The sequence below is a fragment of the Gardnerella sp. DNF00571G genome (assembly GCF_049262695.1).
GTDB lineage: Bacteria > Actinomycetota > Actinomycetes > Actinomycetales > Bifidobacteriaceae > Bifidobacterium > Bifidobacterium piotii.
This window is the reverse complement of record NZ_CP058396.1, coordinates 428,736-447,205: the sequence shown is the minus strand read 5'-3', so window position 1 is coordinate 447,205 and position 18,470 is coordinate 428,736. Positions and strand designations below refer to the sequence as shown.

Annotated in this window: 12 protein-coding genes and 1 pseudogene; 3 read left to right on the top strand and 10 right to left on the bottom strand. The window is 41.0% G+C overall.

Annotated elements, in window-relative coordinates:
- Nucleotides 1-59: 59 nt before the first annotated feature.
- The 3 genes from HXT30_RS01940 to HXT30_RS01930 are packed head-to-tail and all read right to left on the bottom strand — an operon-like array spanning nt 60 to nt 3,192.
- A complete protein-coding gene (locus HXT30_RS01940; RefSeq protein WP_016635597.1) occupies nt 60-2,399 on the bottom strand; it encodes a RelA/SpoT family protein in 2,340 nt (779 codons plus the stop codon).
- An 11-nt stretch (nt 2,400-2,410) separates the two neighbouring features.
- The gene (dut, locus tag HXT30_RS01935; protein ID WP_016635596.1) at nt 2,411-2,899 is read right to left on the bottom strand and encodes a dUTP diphosphatase; all 489 of its coding nucleotides are present in this window, start codon (nt 2,897-2,899) and stop codon (nt 2,411-2,413) included.
- Nucleotides 2,899-3,192 (bottom strand): DUF4193 domain-containing protein, encoded by a 294-nt coding sequence (locus HXT30_RS01930; protein ID WP_004574584.1) that lies wholly within the window; start codon nt 3,190-3,192, stop codon nt 2,899-2,901. Before HXT30_RS01930 ends, dut begins: the two co-directional genes overlap by 1 nt.
- A gap of 233 nt (nt 3,193-3,425) precedes the next feature.
- Here HXT30_RS01930 and sepH point away from each other — a divergent pair, with 233 nt between their 5' ends.
- Nucleotides 3,426-4,763: a septation protein SepH gene (sepH, locus tag HXT30_RS01925; protein ID WP_422111718.1), complete on the top strand. Its 1,338-nt coding sequence runs from the start codon at nt 3,426-3,428 to the stop codon at nt 4,761-4,763.
- An 11-nt stretch (nt 4,764-4,774) separates the two neighbouring features.
- Here sepH and HXT30_RS01920 read toward each other — a convergent pair whose 3' ends face one another.
- Nucleotides 4,775-5,992: an alkaline phosphatase family protein gene (locus HXT30_RS01920; protein ID WP_422111717.1), complete on the bottom strand. Its 1,218-nt coding sequence runs from the start codon at nt 5,990-5,992 to the stop codon at nt 4,775-4,777.
- Nucleotides 5,993-6,233: 241 nt separating this feature from the next.
- On the opposite strand from HXT30_RS01920, the gene HXT30_RS01915 reads away from it, so the two are divergent.
- On the top strand, nt 6,234-8,918 hold the full coding sequence (locus tag HXT30_RS01915) for a DNA gyrase/topoisomerase IV subunit A (protein ID WP_422111716.1): 2,685 nt from the start codon (nt 6,234-6,236) through the stop codon (nt 8,916-8,918).
- 85 nt (nt 8,919-9,003) lie between these two features.
- Here HXT30_RS01915 and HXT30_RS01910 read toward each other — a convergent pair whose 3' ends face one another.
- From HXT30_RS01910 to HXT30_RS01885, 6 genes and pseudogenes are all read right to left on the bottom strand, one after another.
- Nucleotides 9,004-9,246, bottom strand: a complete 243-nt coding sequence (locus HXT30_RS01910; protein ID WP_415701552.1) for a DUF3791 domain-containing protein — start codon at nt 9,244-9,246, stop codon at nt 9,004-9,006.
- 6 nt (nt 9,247-9,252) lie between these two features.
- Nucleotides 9,253-9,504, bottom strand: a complete 252-nt coding sequence (locus HXT30_RS01905; protein WP_048730336.1) for a DUF3791 domain-containing protein — start codon at nt 9,502-9,504, stop codon at nt 9,253-9,255.
- A 208-nt stretch (nt 9,505-9,712) separates the two neighbouring features.
- A pseudogene (locus tag HXT30_RS01900) lies at nt 9,713-11,937 on the bottom strand (InlB B-repeat-containing protein).
- Between the two features lie 218 nt (nt 11,938-12,155).
- Nucleotides 12,156-14,594, bottom strand: coding sequence for a DNA gyrase/topoisomerase IV subunit B (locus HXT30_RS01895; protein ID WP_422111715.1), 2,439 nt, complete (start codon nt 14,592-14,594; stop codon nt 12,156-12,158).
- Between the two features lie 54 nt (nt 14,595-14,648).
- Entirely contained in the window at nt 14,649-15,950 is a 1,302-nt protein-coding gene (locus HXT30_RS01890; protein ID WP_422111714.1) for an RNA polymerase sigma factor, read from the bottom strand.
- 135 nt (nt 15,951-16,085) lie between these two features.
- Entirely contained in the window at nt 16,086-17,036 is a 951-nt protein-coding gene (locus HXT30_RS01885) for a hypothetical protein (protein WP_016635587.1), read from the bottom strand.
- Between the two features lie 272 nt (nt 17,037-17,308).
- Here HXT30_RS01885 and HXT30_RS01880 point away from each other — a divergent pair, with 272 nt between their 5' ends.
- Nucleotides 17,309-18,412 (top strand): polyprenyl synthetase family protein, encoded by a 1,104-nt coding sequence (locus HXT30_RS01880; protein ID WP_422111713.1) that lies wholly within the window; start codon nt 17,309-17,311, stop codon nt 18,410-18,412.
- Nucleotides 18,413-18,470: the final 58 nt, after the last annotated feature.

The following is an 18,470-nucleotide window of genomic DNA, read 5'->3' as shown; positions in this document are numbered from 1 at the left end:
GATTATTTGACTGGAAGTTTTATTGTTTAGTTACTGTTTAGTTGCGATTTAATCGCAGTTTAATCGCGTTCCATTTTTCTAAGTCGCGGTTCCGCACTATCTTTTGCACCCGTAATTCTATAAACGTCAAAAACGCCATCAATCTTACGAATTGCAGCAAGAAGAGTATTCAAATGCTGAGGATCTGCCATTTCAAACGTAAATTGGCTTGTAGCAACGCGATCGTCTCCAGTAGCAATCGTTCCCGAAAGAATATTTACGCCATGATCTGAAAGAACTCTAGTAACATCCGAAAGCAAATGCTGACGATCCAAAGCTTCTACTTGAACTTTAACAAGGAACAAGCCTTTGTCGCTTGTCCATTGAACAGGAATAACACGTTCCGATTGCGACTTTTGCAAATCAATCATATTTTGGCAATCTGTTCTATGAACAGAAACACCCTGATTTCTTGTTATAAAGCCAACAATATTATCTCCTGGAACAGGCATGCAACAGCGCGCAAGCTTAACCCAAACGTCTCCAACACCCTTTACAGAAACGCCAAGAACGCCGTTAGACTTGCGATTACGCTCTGCTCTTCTAAGCGGAAGCGCCTCTTCTTGCGCTTCTTCTGCTACTTCTTCACTTCCCGCATCTTTAACAAGACGAGAAATAACATTTTGTGTAGAAACCTGACCTTCGCCAATCGCAGCATAAACGGCTTCTACATTAGCAGTAATATTAAGCTCTTCTGCAACGCCTATTAACGCTTGCGGAGTCAGCAAAGTAGACAAAGGCAAGTTACGTTTACGCATAGCGCGCGTAAGCTCGTCTTTGCCTTCTTCAATCGCCTCCGAGCGACGTTCCTTGCTAAACCATTGCCTAATCTTATTTCTAGCTCTAGGGCTTTTTACAAAACTGAGCCAATCTCTAGAAGGGCCAGCAGTATCGGACTTAGACGTAAGAACTTCTACAGTGTCTCCGTTGTTAAGCTTTGTATCTAGCGGAACAAGCTTTCCATTTACGCGAGCGCCCATCATTCTGTGTCCAACTTCCGTATGCACAGAATAAGCAAAGTCAACTGGCGTTGCATCTTGCGGAAGAGCAACAATACTTCCCTTTGGAGTAAACACGTAGACTTCCGAAGCTCCAAGATCTTGCTTTAAGGAACCCAAGAATTCGTCGGAATCTGGCGTTTCGCTAGTCCAATCTGCAAGTTGCTGAATCCACTTTAAGTTATCTAATTCGCTAAGCTCTTTGTTCTCTTCTTGCTCGCGCTTAACATCACCCTTATCTGGCTTACTTAAAGCTCGACCAGCTTGTCCATTTGCCTTGTACTTCCAGTGAGCAGCAATACCAAATTCTGCACGTCTATGCATATCCCATGTGCGAATTTGAATCTCAACAGGCTTTCCGCCAGGGCCTACAACAGTAGTGTGCAAGCTTTGATACATATTTAGCTTAGGAGTAGCAATGTAGTCCTTAAATCTGCCTGGAACAGGGCTCCAACGCGCGTGAACAGCGCCAAGAGCCGCATAACAGTCTCGAATAGAATCAACGATTATTCTAACGCCTACGAGGTCATAGATATTTTCAAAATCATGACCGCGAACAATCATCTTTTGATAGATTGAGAAGTAATCTTTTGGTCGCCCTTTAACCGAAGCCTTAACATGTTGCGCACTTAAATCTTCGTTGATTTCTTCTAGAATTTGACGTAAATAGACTTCTCGCTGGCCAGCTCTTCGAGCCACTAACACTACGATTTCGTTGTAAATCTTAGGGTATAAAACCTTAAAACTTAGCTCTTCAAGCTCTGTTTTAATGGCATTCATACCGAGTCGATTTGCAAGAGGAGCGTAAACGTCTAGAGTTTCTCGAGCTTTTTTATGCGAGCTAGACGCCTTAACGTACCTCCACGTACGCGCATTATGCAATCGATCTGCAAGCTTTACTACTAACACTCGCACATCTCGGCTCATTGCAACAACCATTTTGCGAATTGTTTCTGCTTGAGCGCTTTCGCCGTACTCCATATTGGATATTTTTGTAACGCCATCTACAAGGCCAGCAACCGTGTCTCCAAAGTCTGCTCTGCATTCTTCTAGCGTGTAATCTGTGTCTTCTACAGTGTCGTGCAATAATCCTGCAGCAACAACAATAGGTCCCATTCCAAGATCAGCTAAAATTTGAGCTACAGCAAGCGGGTGAATAATGTACGGCTCTCCCGATTTACGCCTTTGACCAGTATGCTGCTTTACGGCTCTTTTGTACGCCTTATGCAAAATATCCATGTTTTCATCGGGATGATGCCACTTGCACATTTGCAATATAGGACGCAATGGGTCTCGCATATCTTCGCTAATTTCACACCCGAGCATATTAGCGCCTTTAATATCTTCTTGAGATTCTCCCATTGAATGTCACCTCATTGCACGCCAGTAGAGCCAAATCCTTTAGTGGATCTATCGGAGCCTGGAAGCTGACTTGCTTCAACAAATCTAGCTTCAACATAGCGTTGAATAACAAGCTGAGCTATGCGATCTCCACGATTAAACTGCACAGTATTTTCTGGATCCATATTGATTAATGGAACCTTAATCTCTCCGCGATACCCAGCATCAATCGTTCCTGGAGCATTAAGAACAGTAACACCCTGTTTTACAGCTAAACCGGAACGCGGATGAACCAAAGCCACATATCCAGCAGGCAAGGCGATTGCAACGCCAGTCGGCACTAGAGCGCGCTCAAAAGGACGCAAGGTAACGTCTTGCGTAGTTCGCAAATCCGCTCCAGCATCTCCCGCATGAGCGTAAGAAAGATGCTCCATTGCAGCCTGGCTATCTGTTCCATCGTTCAAATATTTAATAAGAACTTCCACCTGCTCTGGGCCCGTATAGGTATCATCGTAAGCCATTAAGCTGCGCACTCCTTACAAATCGGTTGACCATCTTGAGACATTTGAGCGAGCTGACTTCTGTGCTTTACAAGGAAGCACTCGGAGCAAATGAACTCATCACCTTGCATTGGTATTACTGTAACAGATGCATCTTCGTTGCTAAGATCTGCGCCTGGCAACTCGTAATCTTCTGCAATAGCGTTTTCGTCATCGTCTATATCGTTTGCGGAACTTTGAGAGCCTTTGCTCAATGCTTCCAACGACTCCTCGTCTTCGTCTTTACTACGAGGAGAATCATAATCCTGTGCCATTATGGTCCTTTCGTTTTTAAGATTACTTATTGCTTAAAACTACTTTTCTACTTTATTTATAGCGATTAGCACTATTTATAGCAATTAGTCTAAATCTACCTACGCGCATAGCATACATGAAAGCTACCCCGCATAGAATACTCGCTTTTTTATTAATAGAAAATGGCAAAGAAGGCATACTATGGACTAAAGTATGTTATAAGTATCGTTAAAAGCGAGGAAAGTGGTGCGCAATGCTTGAAAATCCGCCAAAAGAGGCGAGTTTCGATCATGTGGATAATAATGGCGATTTAATTTTTATTTTTGAAAACACGCCGTTAAAAATTCATGTTGACGACACGCTGGAGCGCGCAATCGCCGAGTCGAAAAAACTAACAAATGTTGATGGACGTAATCAAAATACAGTTAATTCGACTGACAAGTCGGACGATTCGCCAAGCGCAACTACAGCAACACTGCCTATATCTCAAATTCAAGCTTTAATACGCGCTGGATTAGAACCAGAACATGTTGCAAAACGATACAACGTAAGCGAATCTCAAGTTAGACGATTCTCAAGCGGAGTAGAAACCGAAAAGCAATATGCTATTGAACAATTCTTGACTGTTCCAGCACCTAAGCAAAGCAATATGCGAACTCTTTCGGATTTGATTGAACGCACTCTTGCAAAAGCGCATATTGGAATGGAAACAGTAAAGTGGCGCGCTACAAGACGCGGCCTTGAACCATGGCTTATAACAGCAGAATTCAATACCGCTACTCGCACAATAAAAGCCGAGTGGACTTGGAACATGCACGATAACTCCGTTGCTTGCGCAAATCCTTCTGCAAGGTTATTGCTTGGCGAAGAAGTTATGAATAATGATTCTTCTAAAAAGTCACAATTTGGCGGAACTTATAGAGACACTGTAAGCATTAGCTTCCCGTTTGCAAACGAAGATCTTCCAGGAAACTCAATTCGTTCTGCAAGAATAGAGCGCGCTGTTTCTCAATGGGAATCAAGGAATAGTGAGAACCTTGCAAATGTTGCAAATGTTACAATGCAAGCGCAAAATGCAAATAACGAGCAAGACCAAAACGCACAAAACGCACAAGAACAATACAATGCGAATAATGCGAATAAATCACTAGACCAAAATAATACAAGTTCTTTAGATTCTTTGCAAAGCTACGAGCAAAACAATAATCTAAGTACTCTAGTTGCAAATAGCGAGAACCAAGTGGATGCAAATGCTGTATCTAACAGTATAAATGCCGTAGAAATCGCATCGAATATAGCAAACTCATCCAATTCCGATTCGAGCAAAGATAGCAACAATACAAATACGCTTTTTAGCAATAACTCTAGCTATAGCTCTAATAGTGAATCGCGCAACGAAGAAGCAAAAGAAGAACAAGAAAATCAAAAAGACAATCATGTTCAAGCAGACAAAACTGTTTCGATAGAAACACCAAAGTCTACGCAAACGCAAAAGTCTACTAAAGCGCGCACAAATGAGCATTCTAAAGCCAAAAAGAGCAGCCGCGCAGCTGTTCCTAGCTGGGATGAGATTCTTTTTGGCGAAGGATGATTTGGCATAAATTAAGCTATATCAACTAAGCACGGAATATCCATTTCCATTGCGCTCATAGAGCCATGAACACTCGGCAAGTTCATGGCTTTTTCTGTTTCGATTCTAGAATCAACGATTGTTACAGATGATTTTGCTTGAACAAGAACATCTCCAATAACACTTAACGCAAGCGAGCTGACCTCTCCAAAAACGCCATCTTTAACAGCTTGCTCTTTAGTTCTAACACACGCTTTATCTTGCAAAGCATTAGTCCACCTTAACGCAATGTCTTCTGGACTTTCGCCATCTTCCGCGTAAAGCATAACAGACCTAGGCTCTCCCCCAACAAGCTTAACGCCTTTAGTAAGACGACTATCTTTTGCAATATCTATTTTCAAATCTGGATTGGACTCAATCATTCCATGGTCTGCAGTAATAACGATTAGAGTGCCTTTTTGGCAATTTTTTCTTAAAAGATTTAGCTGCGAATCAATCTGCTCAAAAGTAGAAACCCAATTCTCGGATTTCCAACCATAATTGTGACCGATTTTGTCTATATCTCTAAGATACAAATACGTTAAACCAGGCGTTTTAGTGCTGTTTGCAGCGTTCATAATTCGCGCTCTAGCAGTTGTTCCGCTTATAAATTTAGCTCCCCTAAAAGCTGCTTGAGTTAAAGGAGAATCCTCAAATTTTGAAAGACTTACGTGATTTGCTCTAACACCCAAGCTAGAAAGCGACTCAAATATTGTAGGCTGACGTTGCAAATCTAATGGATTTGGAGCATCCCTAAATTGGATTAATTGACATAATGCGCCAGTTTTAGGATTTTTTTGAGTGTATCCTGTCATTGCAGTAAGACCAGGGCAAGTTCCAGTGCCAAAAGTGGCCATTGCTGCAACTGTAGTACTAGGAACGCAAGTTGTTATAGGGCGCTGATTTGCGCTGTTGTTAAGAAGAGTGCGCAAATATGGAGCATGACCTTTTCTAATAGCAAGATTCCAATATCCAAGACCATCCACAAGCACAACAACAGCACTTTTTGCTTTAGGAAACCCAAATAAATCTCGCAAAGAATCAGGATTTTTATGGATTTGTGTGCAAATTGGCGATCCTATAGAAGCACTAAGAGCTGGAAGAATCGAAGATAGATGAAGAGCAGATTTAGGATTATTGTATGCGTCACGAATTTTGCTACTTTCAACAAACTTCAACAAGTCATCCAATTGTGGAATCTCAATAGTCATAAGCTACATTGTAGTTAAAAAATACTACATATAAAGTGAAAATCGAGTTAGCGCTAAAGTTAGATTCAAATCGCAAGAAAGAACGCAAGAAATAACGCAAAAAAGAATACAAGAAAGTCAAGCTAAAATCAAAAGAAAAATCACCACTAAAATCACAAGAAAAAATAAGCATTTAATAAACATTTGTGCATATAAATTGGTATTATAAAGGCTTGTAAGTCACTTCAAGGAGTTCAAAATCATGCCTTCACGCAGCAAGTCAACAAAACCAGCCTTCGACCCTAGAAAGGTTAAAGAAAACATTGTTGAAACGCCGCTTAACGAAGAGATGAGCAAATCTTTTCTGGAATACGCATACTCTGTGATTTACGCGCGCGCATTGCCAGACGCAAGAGACGGAATGAAGCCAGTACAGCGCAGAATCGTGTACCAAATGGGAAACATGAATCTTACGCCAGATCACGCGTATATGAAGTCTGCTCGCGTTGTAGGCGAAGTTATGGGAAAGCTGCATCCGCACGGAGATTCCGCAATCTACGAAGCAATGGTGCGTTTAGCTCAGCCGTTTTCTCTTAGACTCCCCTTGGTTGACGGTCATGGAAACTTTGGTTCCTTAGACGACGGCCCTGCAGCATCCAGGTACACAGAAGCGCGACTAGCTCCAGCAGCGCTTGGAATGAATGCAGATATAAACGAAGACACTGTTGACTTTGCGCCAAACTACGACAATAAGCTAAAAGAGCCAACAGTTTTGCCTTCTGCTATACCAAACTTGCTTGTAAACGGAGCTTCTGGAATCGCAGTTGGAATGGCTACAAACATGGCTACTCACAATCTTGGAGAGGTTGTTGCTGCAGCAAAATACGTTATGAAGCACCCAAATGCTACTCTAGACGATTTAATGCAAATAGTTCCAGGCCCAGACTGGCCAGGCGGCGGCATAATTATTGGACGCAGCGGAATCCGCGAAGCGTACGAAACTGGAAGAGGCGCTTTTACAACAAGATCAAAAACGCATATTGAAAACGTTACAGCACGCAAAAAGGCGATTATTGTTACAGAATTGCCATTTATGGTTGGCCCAGAGCGCGTGCTCGAACGCATATCTCAAGGTATAAAAGCGCGCAAACTAGACGGAATATCTGGAGCAATCGACTTAACAGATAGGCACAATGGAACGCGAATCGTAATCGAAATAAAAACAGGATTCGACCCAAACGCTGTTCTTGCGCAACTTTTTAAGCACACTCCGCTGCAAGAAAGCTTTACAATTAACAACGTTGCACTAGTAGACGGCAGGCCGCACACAATGGGTCTTCGCGAGCTTCTAGACGTGTGGATTTCGCACAGAAGAACCGTTATTAGAAGACGCAGCGAATTTAGGCTAAATAAAGCCAAAGAGCGTTTGCACCTTGTAGAAGGCTTGCTTCTTGCAATGCTAGACATTGACGAAGTAATTCAAGTAATTAGGTCTTCCGAAGATGCAGAAACCGCTAAATCAAAGCTTATTAGCGTATTTGATTTAGACGAAATTCAAGCGCAATACATTCTTGACTTAAGGCTTAGAAGACTTACAAAAATGAGTCGAATCGAGCTAGAAGGCGAAAAAAACGACTTATTGCAAAAAATCGATGAACTTAATGAGATTCTAAGCTCTGCAAATCAGTTAGACAAAGTTGTAATTGCAGAAATGGATTACGCTGTAAAACAGTGGGATACTCCTCGCAGAACGATTCTTTTAGACGAGCAAGAAGACGGCAGCTTTACGCCTGTTTGCACTAAAAACACTAAAGTTGCAAACAATGATTTAGCAATGGATGCAGTTATTGCAGCGAATAAGATTACAAGCACTCAAGCAGACGTTGCAGCAGCTGCTCTGGCCGCCAAAAAGTCTGGGAGCAGCGATGCTTCTGCAATAGCTTTGCAATTAAGCGACGATCCGTGCGCTGTAGCTTTGAGCACGTCTGGACTTATAGCAAGAACAAGCGTTGAAACGTTTAATAGATGGCAATCACATTCTTCAAATGTTTTTGACACTCCATGCTTAAGCGTGTTTGAAACAACAACTCGCGCAAACTACGCTTTAATAACATCCGCAGGGCGATTAGTAATAGCGCATGTTGCAGATTTACCACACTTAAATCAAGGAAACGAAGACGTTTTAGAATCGCTTTCTAATGGAGTTAAAGCAAACGAATTGCTAACTTCTACTCAAAGCACAGACCCGATTAGAGGAGAAAAAGTCGTAGCTGCTATTGCATTAAGCGATGATTCTAAAACTCCTACATCTTCTAAAACTCCTCTTGCAATCGGAACAAATAATGGCGTTGTAAAACGATGGAATTTTGAATCGCCAACAACAATGGATTCCTGGAGCATTATTGACTTAAAAGATAATGATTCAGTAATCGGAGCAGCACTTGCTAATGACGAAGACAGGCTTGTGTTTATAAGCAGCGACTCTTCCCTACTTACATTCGACGCAAAGCAAGTGCGCGCACAAGGACGAAGCTCTGCTGGAATGGCAGGAATTAGGCTTAACGAAGGATGCGTTGTTTCTGCTTTTGCTGTAGTTGCTAAAAATGACGTTGAATGGAACTACGAAGAAGGGCAAAACGGACTATTTTCTGCTTCTGGAAGCGTAGTTTTCACTCTTGCTGGAGACAGCGACGCGCTTGCTGGAACAGAAAACGGAGCAGCAAAGATTACACCGCTAGAAATGTACCCTACAAAGGGCAGAGGCACGGGAGGCGTGCGATCGCAGCGATTCCTTAAGGGGCAAAATACACTTTTGGCAGCATACGTTGGAAACTATCCGCTTTACGCGACTACACAACGTGGAGCAAATGTAGAGCTACCTAAGCCAGATATGCGAAGGGATGCTTCGGGAACCGAGCTAGTCTCCCCTATTGCGCATATTGGTTAGTTACGTTGTGTAATTACGTTGTGTAGTTACGCCATTTATGCAATTGTTTCGATGGATGCTAAAGTTGTGCTTTCTCTGTAGACAGCTACTCTGCACAGTTCTTTAAAGCAGAAACTTCACTAGACTCGCGCATCTCATCAAGCAAATCTTGAACCAAATATCCGTCGCTCATACAATGCATATCCGAAATACCATTACGCATCAAATCGTAAGTAACAGAATGGTAAAACACGTCGAGCGATTGCTCATAACTCAACCCAGCACGCTCAGCCAGAAGACTTACAACCCTAGCATACTTCTTTTGCAACAAAATAGGATTCGCCTTCAAAATCCATCACTCCCCTAAACTTGCTACACCTTTTTCGCGCATGAAGGAAATAATGTCATTTGTAATATACTCTTTGCCTTGAGTATGTAAAACATCATAAGATGGAACAATATAAGACATAAGAATATTACTTTTCTTAGTCAAAGCATCATACGTATCGCGAGGGTTTTGATTAAGCTTATTTGCAACATTTTCAATACAAAATATTGCAAAATCAAGCTTATCTTTGTCAAAGACTTCTTGCTTATTGCCAATCATAAACCCTCCTTTTTAAGATAAAGCACAATAGAACACTGACTTACAAAGTAATAATTCTTAAAACAAACCTTTAATACAGTTTACATCAAAAATCGCATATAAAATAAGGCTTCTGACTTTATGTTATAAAACATTTACTCAGAAGCCTTATTCCAATATTTTTTAATTCTTATACGCGTTTATACGCGATTATATGCGATATTTGCGTTTAATACTTGCTGTGAGACTTGAATAGAGACAAACCAAAGCCAGCAAACAAAGACGCAAACAGAGCATTTAGAGTCATAGACAACGAAGAGCCAGTTTGTGGAAGATGCTTGGCAGCATGCTTAGCTTCAGGCTGCTTTTGCTGTTTCGGATGCTCCGGCTGCTCTGGCTGCGAAGGAGCTGGCGCTGGCTCAAGTTCATGCCCAGGCTCAGGCTCAGGAACAGGAACTGGCTCTGGCTCTGGCTCTGGTGGCGTTGGTGGGGTCGGTGGCGTTGGCTTCTTAGTAACGGTCACTGTGGCAGCTGCTGTTGCAGTAGCGCCACCATTATCCGTTACGCTAAACGTAATCTTATAGGAGCCAACTTTAGTATTATCAAAACCACCGTCATCAGTTAGCTTTACTTTACCGGTTATATCACCATCTTCCGGATCTTTAGCAGACACAACAAGTGTATTTAAATCAAGCTGCTCACCTTCAGTAATCGTTTTATCTTGCAAAGTAAGCGTTGGAGCAACATTCATAACAGTCGCATTCAAATCATAAATAGCATAAACTGTCATATCGCCTGTTACTGGTGTGTCAGCACTAAATTCCTTGGTTTTATCTTTACCGGTTTCGTCCGTGCTCCAACCTCTAAATTTATAACCCGTTTTAGAAGGATCAGTAGGCATAGACTGAGCACTAATAGACTCACCAGCTTGCACTTTTACTTTCTCATACTCACTGCCCTCATTCATAAAAGTAACTGTATAACCAGCTTCTTTTTTCCACTTAGGGAACACAACGAAAGTGTGATTTGTAAAGCAATATTGCGTACCGAGCATACTACCAAACGTATTAACGCCCTTGTTATCTCTTATCAGCGCAAATAAGTATGGATATGTTGTAGTCTTAGCATTGAATGGTAAATACGCAACCTCCAAATTATCCATTGGCTGATCATCCACACGATCATATGAAAAATATGGTCGAACACTACCGTTTTTAAGTTTTTTCTTTGCAACATAGAACTGCCAACCAACAAACTCGTAACCTGGTTTCGTAGGATTAGTTGTCGGGAATTGAATAGCATTATCTTTTACACGAAGACGCGCAAAAATATTGTTATCGTTATACTTGAAATTCCAGTTACCATCTGATCGATAGCTTCCATCATCCTTTTTTGGCTGCTCATACGAGAAGCACTTGTCTGCCACAGACTCATCCTTGGCATAAACAATTTCCAAGGCGTTAATACGGAAATATTTGTTTTGAGACTTTTTATCAGACACTTTAGATGGAGTCCATGTAAAACTTGTGGCACCAGCTTCAAACGATTTTAGTTCATTGTCTACAACACCATTGTATGTCACATAATACGGGCTTTGGATTGTTTTGCCTACCACTGACACTTCGTAAGTATGACTTGAATCATAGCTACCCAAGCTTTTTGTTGCAAACGTTGCCGTGTCGGGATACTCACCAGCAACCGTTACTTCCGTATTAGTGGTTTTGTCCTTTATCTTAAACTTGATATTCTTAAACGCATCCTTTACATCTTTTCCAGTTTTGTCTAAGTCGGGACCAGGCCAATTCACAAAATTCAGTTGACCAAAATCGCTATTACCATTAATCAATGCATTTTTATTATCACTGTTCATGGTTTCAAATACAAGACTAACCTTAAGCTCAGTTGTTTGTGTTTGAGGATTTGTATTATTAGGACCTGGCTTACTACTAGCAAAAAGCGCTTGATTAAAAATTGTTGGAGAAACTGAGTTTTCATTAACTTTAGACTTTGAATCAATGTTTGATTCAGCTTTTGCATCAGTATTTTCAACAGAATCTACATTAGATTTAGCAGTAGTCTTAACGACAGTGTTTACATTAGTCTTTGTATCAAGCTTGACATCAGACTTTGCATCAGACTTTACGCTACTCTTAGTTTCAAGCTTGGATTCAGTTTTTGTATTAGAATTTGGTTTCGAATTCGTTTCAGGTTTTATATTATCTTTATCAGAAGAATCAGAAGGATCAGAAGACTTTATGCCATTTGTCTCAGAAGAATTGGTTTCTTGAGAAGAAGTATTTTCAATTGGGGGGGGGTAGTAACTTTTGCAGTGGAAGTGCCAGAATCCACGTAAGTATCAGCAGCATTCGCGGTCTGCGCCATGCAAAAAGCGCAAGCCGCAGTAGCAATACTCATCATCGTAGTCGATAATAAAATCACAGTTTTCTTGTTCATTTTTCCCTCTTATAAAACAAATTTTAAGAAAATCAGTAAATGCAAAATCCCAGACTCACTTCCACTATTGAAGCAAACCTGCATTCGCAATTATATCATAAAATCATTATAACTTAACTAAATGTCATAATGTAATTACAATTCAAAATTTGTCATACACATCATGCAATGCGAAGAAAATTACAAATTAAGTAACTTAACGCACAAGTAAAACAAAATCAGGTATCAATTTTGGAACGATCGAAGTCGTCTGCATTATCAACAATAAACTGCTTGCGCGGAGGAACGTCATCGCCCATTAGCAAATCAAATACTTCGCTCGCCTGCTGAGCATCTTCCATACGAATCCTTCTTAACATGCGAGTTCTAGGGTCCATAGTGGTGTCTGCAAGCTGATCTGCATCCATCTCGCCCAAGCCCTTGTAGCGCTGAATATCGCTGTTAAAATCAATGCCCTTAGCTTGCAAGTCATCAAGCTTTCCAGCCAATTCGTCGTCGGAATACGTGTAAATATACTCGCCTTTGTGCTTCCCAGCGAGCGCAATCCTGTGAAGCGGAGGCACTGCAGCATAAACGTGCCCGTGCTCAATAAGCGGACGCATATAACGGTAGAACAGCGTTAGCAACAAAATACGAATGTGCGCGCCGTCAACATCTGCATCGGTCATCATAACAATCTTGTTATAACGCGCTTGCGAAATATCAAAACTTGCGCCCGATCCTGCTCCAACAACTTGAATGATTGCAGCGCACTCTTTGTTGGAAAGCATTTGCGCAAGACTTGCTTTTTGAACGTTCAAAATCTTACCGCGAATTGGCAAAAGCGCCTGGAAAGCAGAGTTTCTTGCAGCTTTTGCAGTACCGAGTGCAGAATCGCCCTCCACGATGAAAAGCTCTGCAACATCGTCGTTTCCAGGCTGGCAATCAGAAAGCTTCGGCGGCATAGAAGCAGACTCAAGCGCATTCTTTCTGCGAGTAACTTCCTTAGTTTTACGCGCTTGAATACGCGCATGCATCTCGGAAACAATTTTCTCTAAAACTCTAGCAGACTGCTCTTTGAATCCTCGCTTAGACCCACTAATCATCTCGCCGAATTGAGCATCCGTCATTTTTGTAACGATTGGCTTAACTTGAGCAGTTCCAAGAACATCTTTAGTTTGACCCTGGAATTGAGGCTCTGCTATGCGAACTGTTACAACAGCAACCATTCCAGCTAGAATATCGTCTCGCTCAATCTTAGTGTTTGAATCTTTAAGATTTACTTTAAGTTTTCTAGCATTGTCTTCAACAGCCTTGCGGATTTGCTTAGTCAATCCTTGCAAGAATCCGTCAACATGCATACCTCCGCCAGGAGTTTCAACAACGTTCACAAAGCTAACAATCGTTGAATCGTAGCCGTTTACCCAGCGCATTGCAATGTCTACAGCGCATTTACGCGTTACTTGTTGAGCATGCAAATCTCCTGCAGCATCAACAGCTTGCGTTTCTTCCAAGTAAGTGTCTTGGCCTGTAATTCGCCAAATATCGGAGATTGCTTGACCTTTTGAAAGAAAGTCAACAAAATCTTTTACTCCACCATTGTGCAAAAATTCAACAACTCTAGGATGATGATTATTTTGCAATTCTCTAGCAGACTCACTATTTGCAACAGATTGCTCGGTGGATTCTTCGATTTCGCTATCGATTTCGCTATCTGATTCAGCTTCCGATTCAGCTTCCGATTCAGCTTCCGATTCGTAATCTGATTCAGCTTCTTCTGACTCCGATTCAGTTTGATTTATCTCATTAGATTCACTATCTTCGGTTGCTTGCGATTCATCCTTAAACGTCAAATCATCTGTTAAATCGCTAGCATTCGCATCAATATTCGCATCAATATTCGCATCATCGCTAGAACTACTGTCAACTTCTTGAATATCGCTAAATTCGCCTTCTGGCACATGCTCGTCAATAACAGTAATTCGCAAGCCTGGAACCAAAAAGCTCGTTTGACGAACTCTGTCAATCAACTGCTCATAACTAAAGCGAGCTGTTGAATTAAAAATCTCAGGATCCGCCCAATATCGAACTCGAGTACCAGTAGTTTTCGGCGAAACTGTGCCAATAATCTCAAGCTCAGTAGGCTTGTTCTTACGCGTGCGCTTGAACGGAGAAGCTGGAGACGGATTTTCTGGATCTGCATCGCTATAAACACCAGGATGCCCCTGATGAAAAGCCATGTGATGCGTTTTTCCATCTCTATCTACTTCTACGTCTAATCTCAAGCTCAACGCGTTTACAACAGAAGATCCAACGCCGTGCAAACCGCCAGCAGCGTTGTATGAAGCGTTACCAAACTTTGCTCCAGCATGAAGCTTAGTTAAAACAACTTCAACGCCTGTAAGCTTTGTTTTTGGCTCCACGTCTACTGGAATACCGCGACCGTTATCCGCAACTTCAATAGAACCATCGTTGTGAAGAGTAACAATAATATGATTGCAAGCACCAGCTAAAGCCTCATCAACCGCATTATCAATAATCTCCCAAAGGCAATGCATTAAGCCTTGACTGTCGGTAGTGCCAATATACATGCCTGGGCGCTTGCGAACAGCGTCCAAGCCTTCTAGCACGGTCAAACTATCTGCATCATATTGCTCTTGCTCTTTAAGAGAAGCCACTTTTACTCCTTATACAACAACAATTAAAGCTACTAGAGCGTATCTAATAGCAAATCACTGATCTAAGAAGTCACGCAAGGTTTGCGACCTAGAAGGATGACGCAACTTAGACATTGTTTTAGACTCGATTTGACGAATGCGTTCGCGAGTAACGCCATACACGCGACCAATATCGTCCAAAGTCTTAGGCTGGCCATCTTCCAAACCGTATCGCATTTTAATAACGCCAGCCTCCCGAGGAGCTAGAGTTTCCAAAACTTGCTTAAATTGCTCTTGAAGAAGCGAGAATGCTACTGCATCCGAAGGTGCAATTGCATCGGTATCTTCAATCAAATCACCAAACTCGGAATCGCCATCTTCGCCCAAAGGAGTGTGCAAAGAAATAGGCTCACGACCATACTTTTGCACTTCTTGCACCTTTTCTACAGGCATATCAAGCTCGCGCGCAAGCTCGTCTGGCGTAGGCTCGCGACCCAAGTCTTGAAGCATTTGGCGCTGAACTCTAGAAAGCTTATTAATAACTTCCACCATGTGCACTGGAACTCGAATTGTACGAGCCTGATCTGCCATAGCACGCGTAATCGCCTGGCGAATCCACCAAGTTGCGTATGTTGAGAACTTAAAGCCCTTCTTCCAATCAAACTTTTCTACTGCACGAATTAAACCGAGATTACCTTCCTGAATTAAATCAAGGAAAAGCATGCCCCTGCCTGTGTACCTTTTAGCAAGCGAAACAACAAGTCTCAAGTTTGCTTCTAGAAGATGATCTTTGGCTTTCTTACCGTCTGCTGCAGCCCACTTAAGCTCGCGCTTGCGCTTAAACTCCATTTGGTCGATTTGTGTGTCGAGCAAATGTTGAGCATATAAGCCAGCCTCAATTCGCTCCGACAAATCAACTTCCTGCTCAGCATTAAGCAAGCTCACGCGGCCAATCTGCTTCAAGTAGTCTTTAACAGGGTCTGCTGTAGCGCCAGTTGCGATTACGCGGCGCTTTGGGTTTCCAGAAGGCGTAAGATTATCGTCATCGTCGTCATCTCGAACAATAAAAGCGCCTTTTGCTTGAGGAACTTGCGGAGCTTCTGGCTTATTTTCTTCGCTATCTTCGCTATCTTCATCTTCGGCAATATCATCTAAATTGATATCGTCAACATCGTCCAAGTTGTCTACATCGTCTACATCAAGATCATCGTGAATGTCATCAAAATCTTCTAAATCCATGTGATCTTCGTCTGGATCCATTGGCGCATCAACATTAGCATCAACGTCTTGAGCATCAACGTCTTCATCAATCTTAAAGTCTTGTTTTTCTTCTTTGCTCGTCTTGGAATCGACACTTGCTTTATTTTCGCTCGCCAAACTTTTCCTCCTGTAGATTCCCCGCTAACACAAAGTAATCCGCCAAAATAGGGTATTTAATTTTGCTATACCCTAAAGGCACTCTACTATACCATAAAGGCATAGTTATGGCAAGGGCAACTTTTCATTAAGAAGTTAATCATCTTCTAAGGACGATTCTTTATTACTTTCTTCTTGCGGCGTGGCGAATTTTCTACACCACGCTGGCTCTACATGATTCCTATATGCGTTATCTACTATTCTAACCATTGAACAATCAGGGTCTATATCTAACGCCATTTCAACATATTTTTCAACATCACCTAGCCTAAACCACCAACTTATATAGCACATTAAAGCGTAAACTTGCACTTTTAATTCTGGTATTCCATCTACAACACAAGCCATAGCCTTTAGTAGATTTACAACGTCTAACGCTTTACAAATATCTGGAAGCTCGTGATCTTCGTTAAATTTTTCTTCTAGAAAACGTCTTAAATCTTTAGATATTTCTTTTGTTCTAGGCTCTAAAGCTAGAGTAAGCAACGAGTCGATATTGTAGTACTCTTCTTTAGAGTCCAGTAAAGCCACAAGCAAAGTGTCTCGAACGTTAATATTGTCAAACATTGCAATCGGCAGCATTATAAGGTCGTAACCTACAATGTTTCCTTCTTTTTTGCAAATCATATTATTCCAGTTGCGTATTGATTGATTTACAAAAATATCAAAAGCTGAGAATACTTCTTGCTTACATTTAACATCTAAATCTCTGTTTATGTAATCAATATACTTTTCAAAAAATTCTGGAGCTAAAGATCTAAGATTTTCAATCCAATTATCGTTGTAATCATGATGATTGTTAACATAATCTTTAGGAATGTCTAAAACTGCTATACACTCTTTTGGAAGATGATTAAGATCCACTTTTTCTATTGTTTTTCCAGAAGCATAGCTCACAGCAAAATAGTCTTCGGATTTGTTACAAATCATACTTGCAGCATAAATATTCGTCATCTCTTTAAAAGTTGAATATTCATGATCTTTGTCTTCAAAAAATTGTGTCTCGCTGATTTCGCAGCCTTTAGACTCGTTTTTTATTGTTTTCATAATTCCTCCCCTGTTTGTTTATTGCTTGTTATTTGTTATTTGTTATTTGTTATTTGTTATTTGCTATTTGTTATTTGCTATTTGCAGTATTGATTTTGTGGCTTCTTTTAGCTTTGTAAATAAGAGTTTTGCATTGCAAAAGCGATAACGCAATAAAAACTAAGCAATGTGGTTAAAGGCTATAAATCATAGAAAAATCCTAGAAAACACTAGAAAAGTCTTAGAAAATACTCACTTCTGCAATGTCTAAGGCATGTGGATAACTCGTAGATATGAGTTTAGATTCGCAAAAGTCATGCATCGATACGCGTATAAGCGAATTAATTTATAGTCAATTTGATTCTTTAGCTTGCAAAAATCTTATTTCTAATTGCCATAAAACACTTAAAAACGTTGTTTCCCAGGCCATTTTGTCTAGCGAAGGCGGGAAACGACTTAGAGCTTTATTCGCATTATATGCTTTTGATGCAGCAAAAGAGAGCTACTCAGCTACGCAAAGTGACGATTCTTACAAAAACTCAAAAAACGCAATGCTAGACGTTGCTTGTGCTCTAGAAGTATTTCAAACAGCAGCACTTGTTCACGACGACATAATCGACGAATCCGCTTTAAGACGAGGAAAACCAAGCGCATATTGTGCGCTATCTAAATCCACAAACAATAGTCATATTGGAACTGGGCTTGGATTAATGCTTGGAGATATTCTAGCGTCTCAAAGCTTCGACATAACTAGAAAAGCGTGCGAAAACTTGCAAAATCCTAATGAGGTTTTATACGAGTTTACAAACATGCAAAAAAACGTTGGAATTGGCCAAATTCTAGACCTTTCAATCGAAATGATGAGCCTAGATAATCCACAAAAACTTGCAGAATCTTCTATAAACGTTTTTAGGTGGAAAACTGCAAGCTACACAACTATTGCACCTCTTGCTATAGGATTTTTGGCTGCTGGAATGCAAAAAGACTACGCAATAAGCTTAGCGAATCAAATTGGAGATCCTTTAGGAATCGCATTCCAACTTGCAGACGATCTTTTAGATATTGTTTCGGATTCTGCTCACACAGGTAAGCCAATCGGAGGAGATATTCGGGAAGGAAAACGCGCTGTTCTTCTAGCAGACGCATTAGAACTTTGCACTCCCGAAGATAATCTCTTCTTAATAAACGCATACACTTCTAAAAGCCGAAACGAAGATGATGTTAAAAGAATCATTGATATTTATAGTAAAAGTGGCGCTATAAGTAAGTCTAAAAAGCGCATTCACAATCTTTGGGTTGAATCGCAAGAAAAAATAGACACTAGCTCGCTAAGCAATCATAGTAAAGTCATTTTGCACAATATTTCTAGCATGTTTATTCCTAAAGAATGGCAATAAGCGCAAATTGCGACTATTCTTTACTGTATTACCTGTACACTTTTAAGTAGTGGGTTTA

What these genes read in the sequence shown, in the direction of transcription:
- HXT30_RS01940 (WP_016635597.1), bottom strand. Translation starts at nt 2,399, where the DNA reads ATGGGAGAATCTCAAGAAGATATTAAAGGCGCTAATATGCTCGGGTGT.
- HXT30_RS01930 (WP_004574584.1), bottom strand. Translation starts at nt 3,192, where the DNA reads ATGGCACAGGATTATGATTCTCCTCGTAGTAAAGACGAAGACGAGGAG.
- HXT30_RS01880 (WP_422111713.1), top strand. Translation starts at nt 17,309, where the DNA reads ATGAGTTTAGATTCGCAAAAGTCATGCATCGATACGCGTATAAGCGAA.
- HXT30_RS01885 (WP_016635587.1), bottom strand. Translation starts at nt 17,036, where the DNA reads ATGAAAACAATAAAAAACGAGTCTAAAGGCTGCGAAATCAGCGAGACA.
- HXT30_RS01920 (WP_422111717.1), bottom strand. Translation starts at nt 5,992, where the DNA reads ATGACTATTGAGATTCCACAATTGGATGACTTGTTGAAGTTTGTTGAA.
- sepH (WP_422111718.1), top strand. Translation starts at nt 3,426, where the DNA reads ATGCTTGAAAATCCGCCAAAAGAGGCGAGTTTCGATCATGTGGATAAT.
- HXT30_RS01905 (WP_048730336.1), bottom strand. Translation starts at nt 9,504, where the DNA reads ATGATTGGCAATAAGCAAGAAGTCTTTGACAAAGATAAGCTTGATTTT.
- dut (WP_016635596.1), bottom strand. Translation starts at nt 2,899, where the DNA reads ATGGCTTACGATGATACCTATACGGGCCCAGAGCAGGTGGAAGTTCTT.
- HXT30_RS01915 (WP_422111716.1), top strand. Translation starts at nt 6,234, where the DNA reads ATGCCTTCACGCAGCAAGTCAACAAAACCAGCCTTCGACCCTAGAAAG.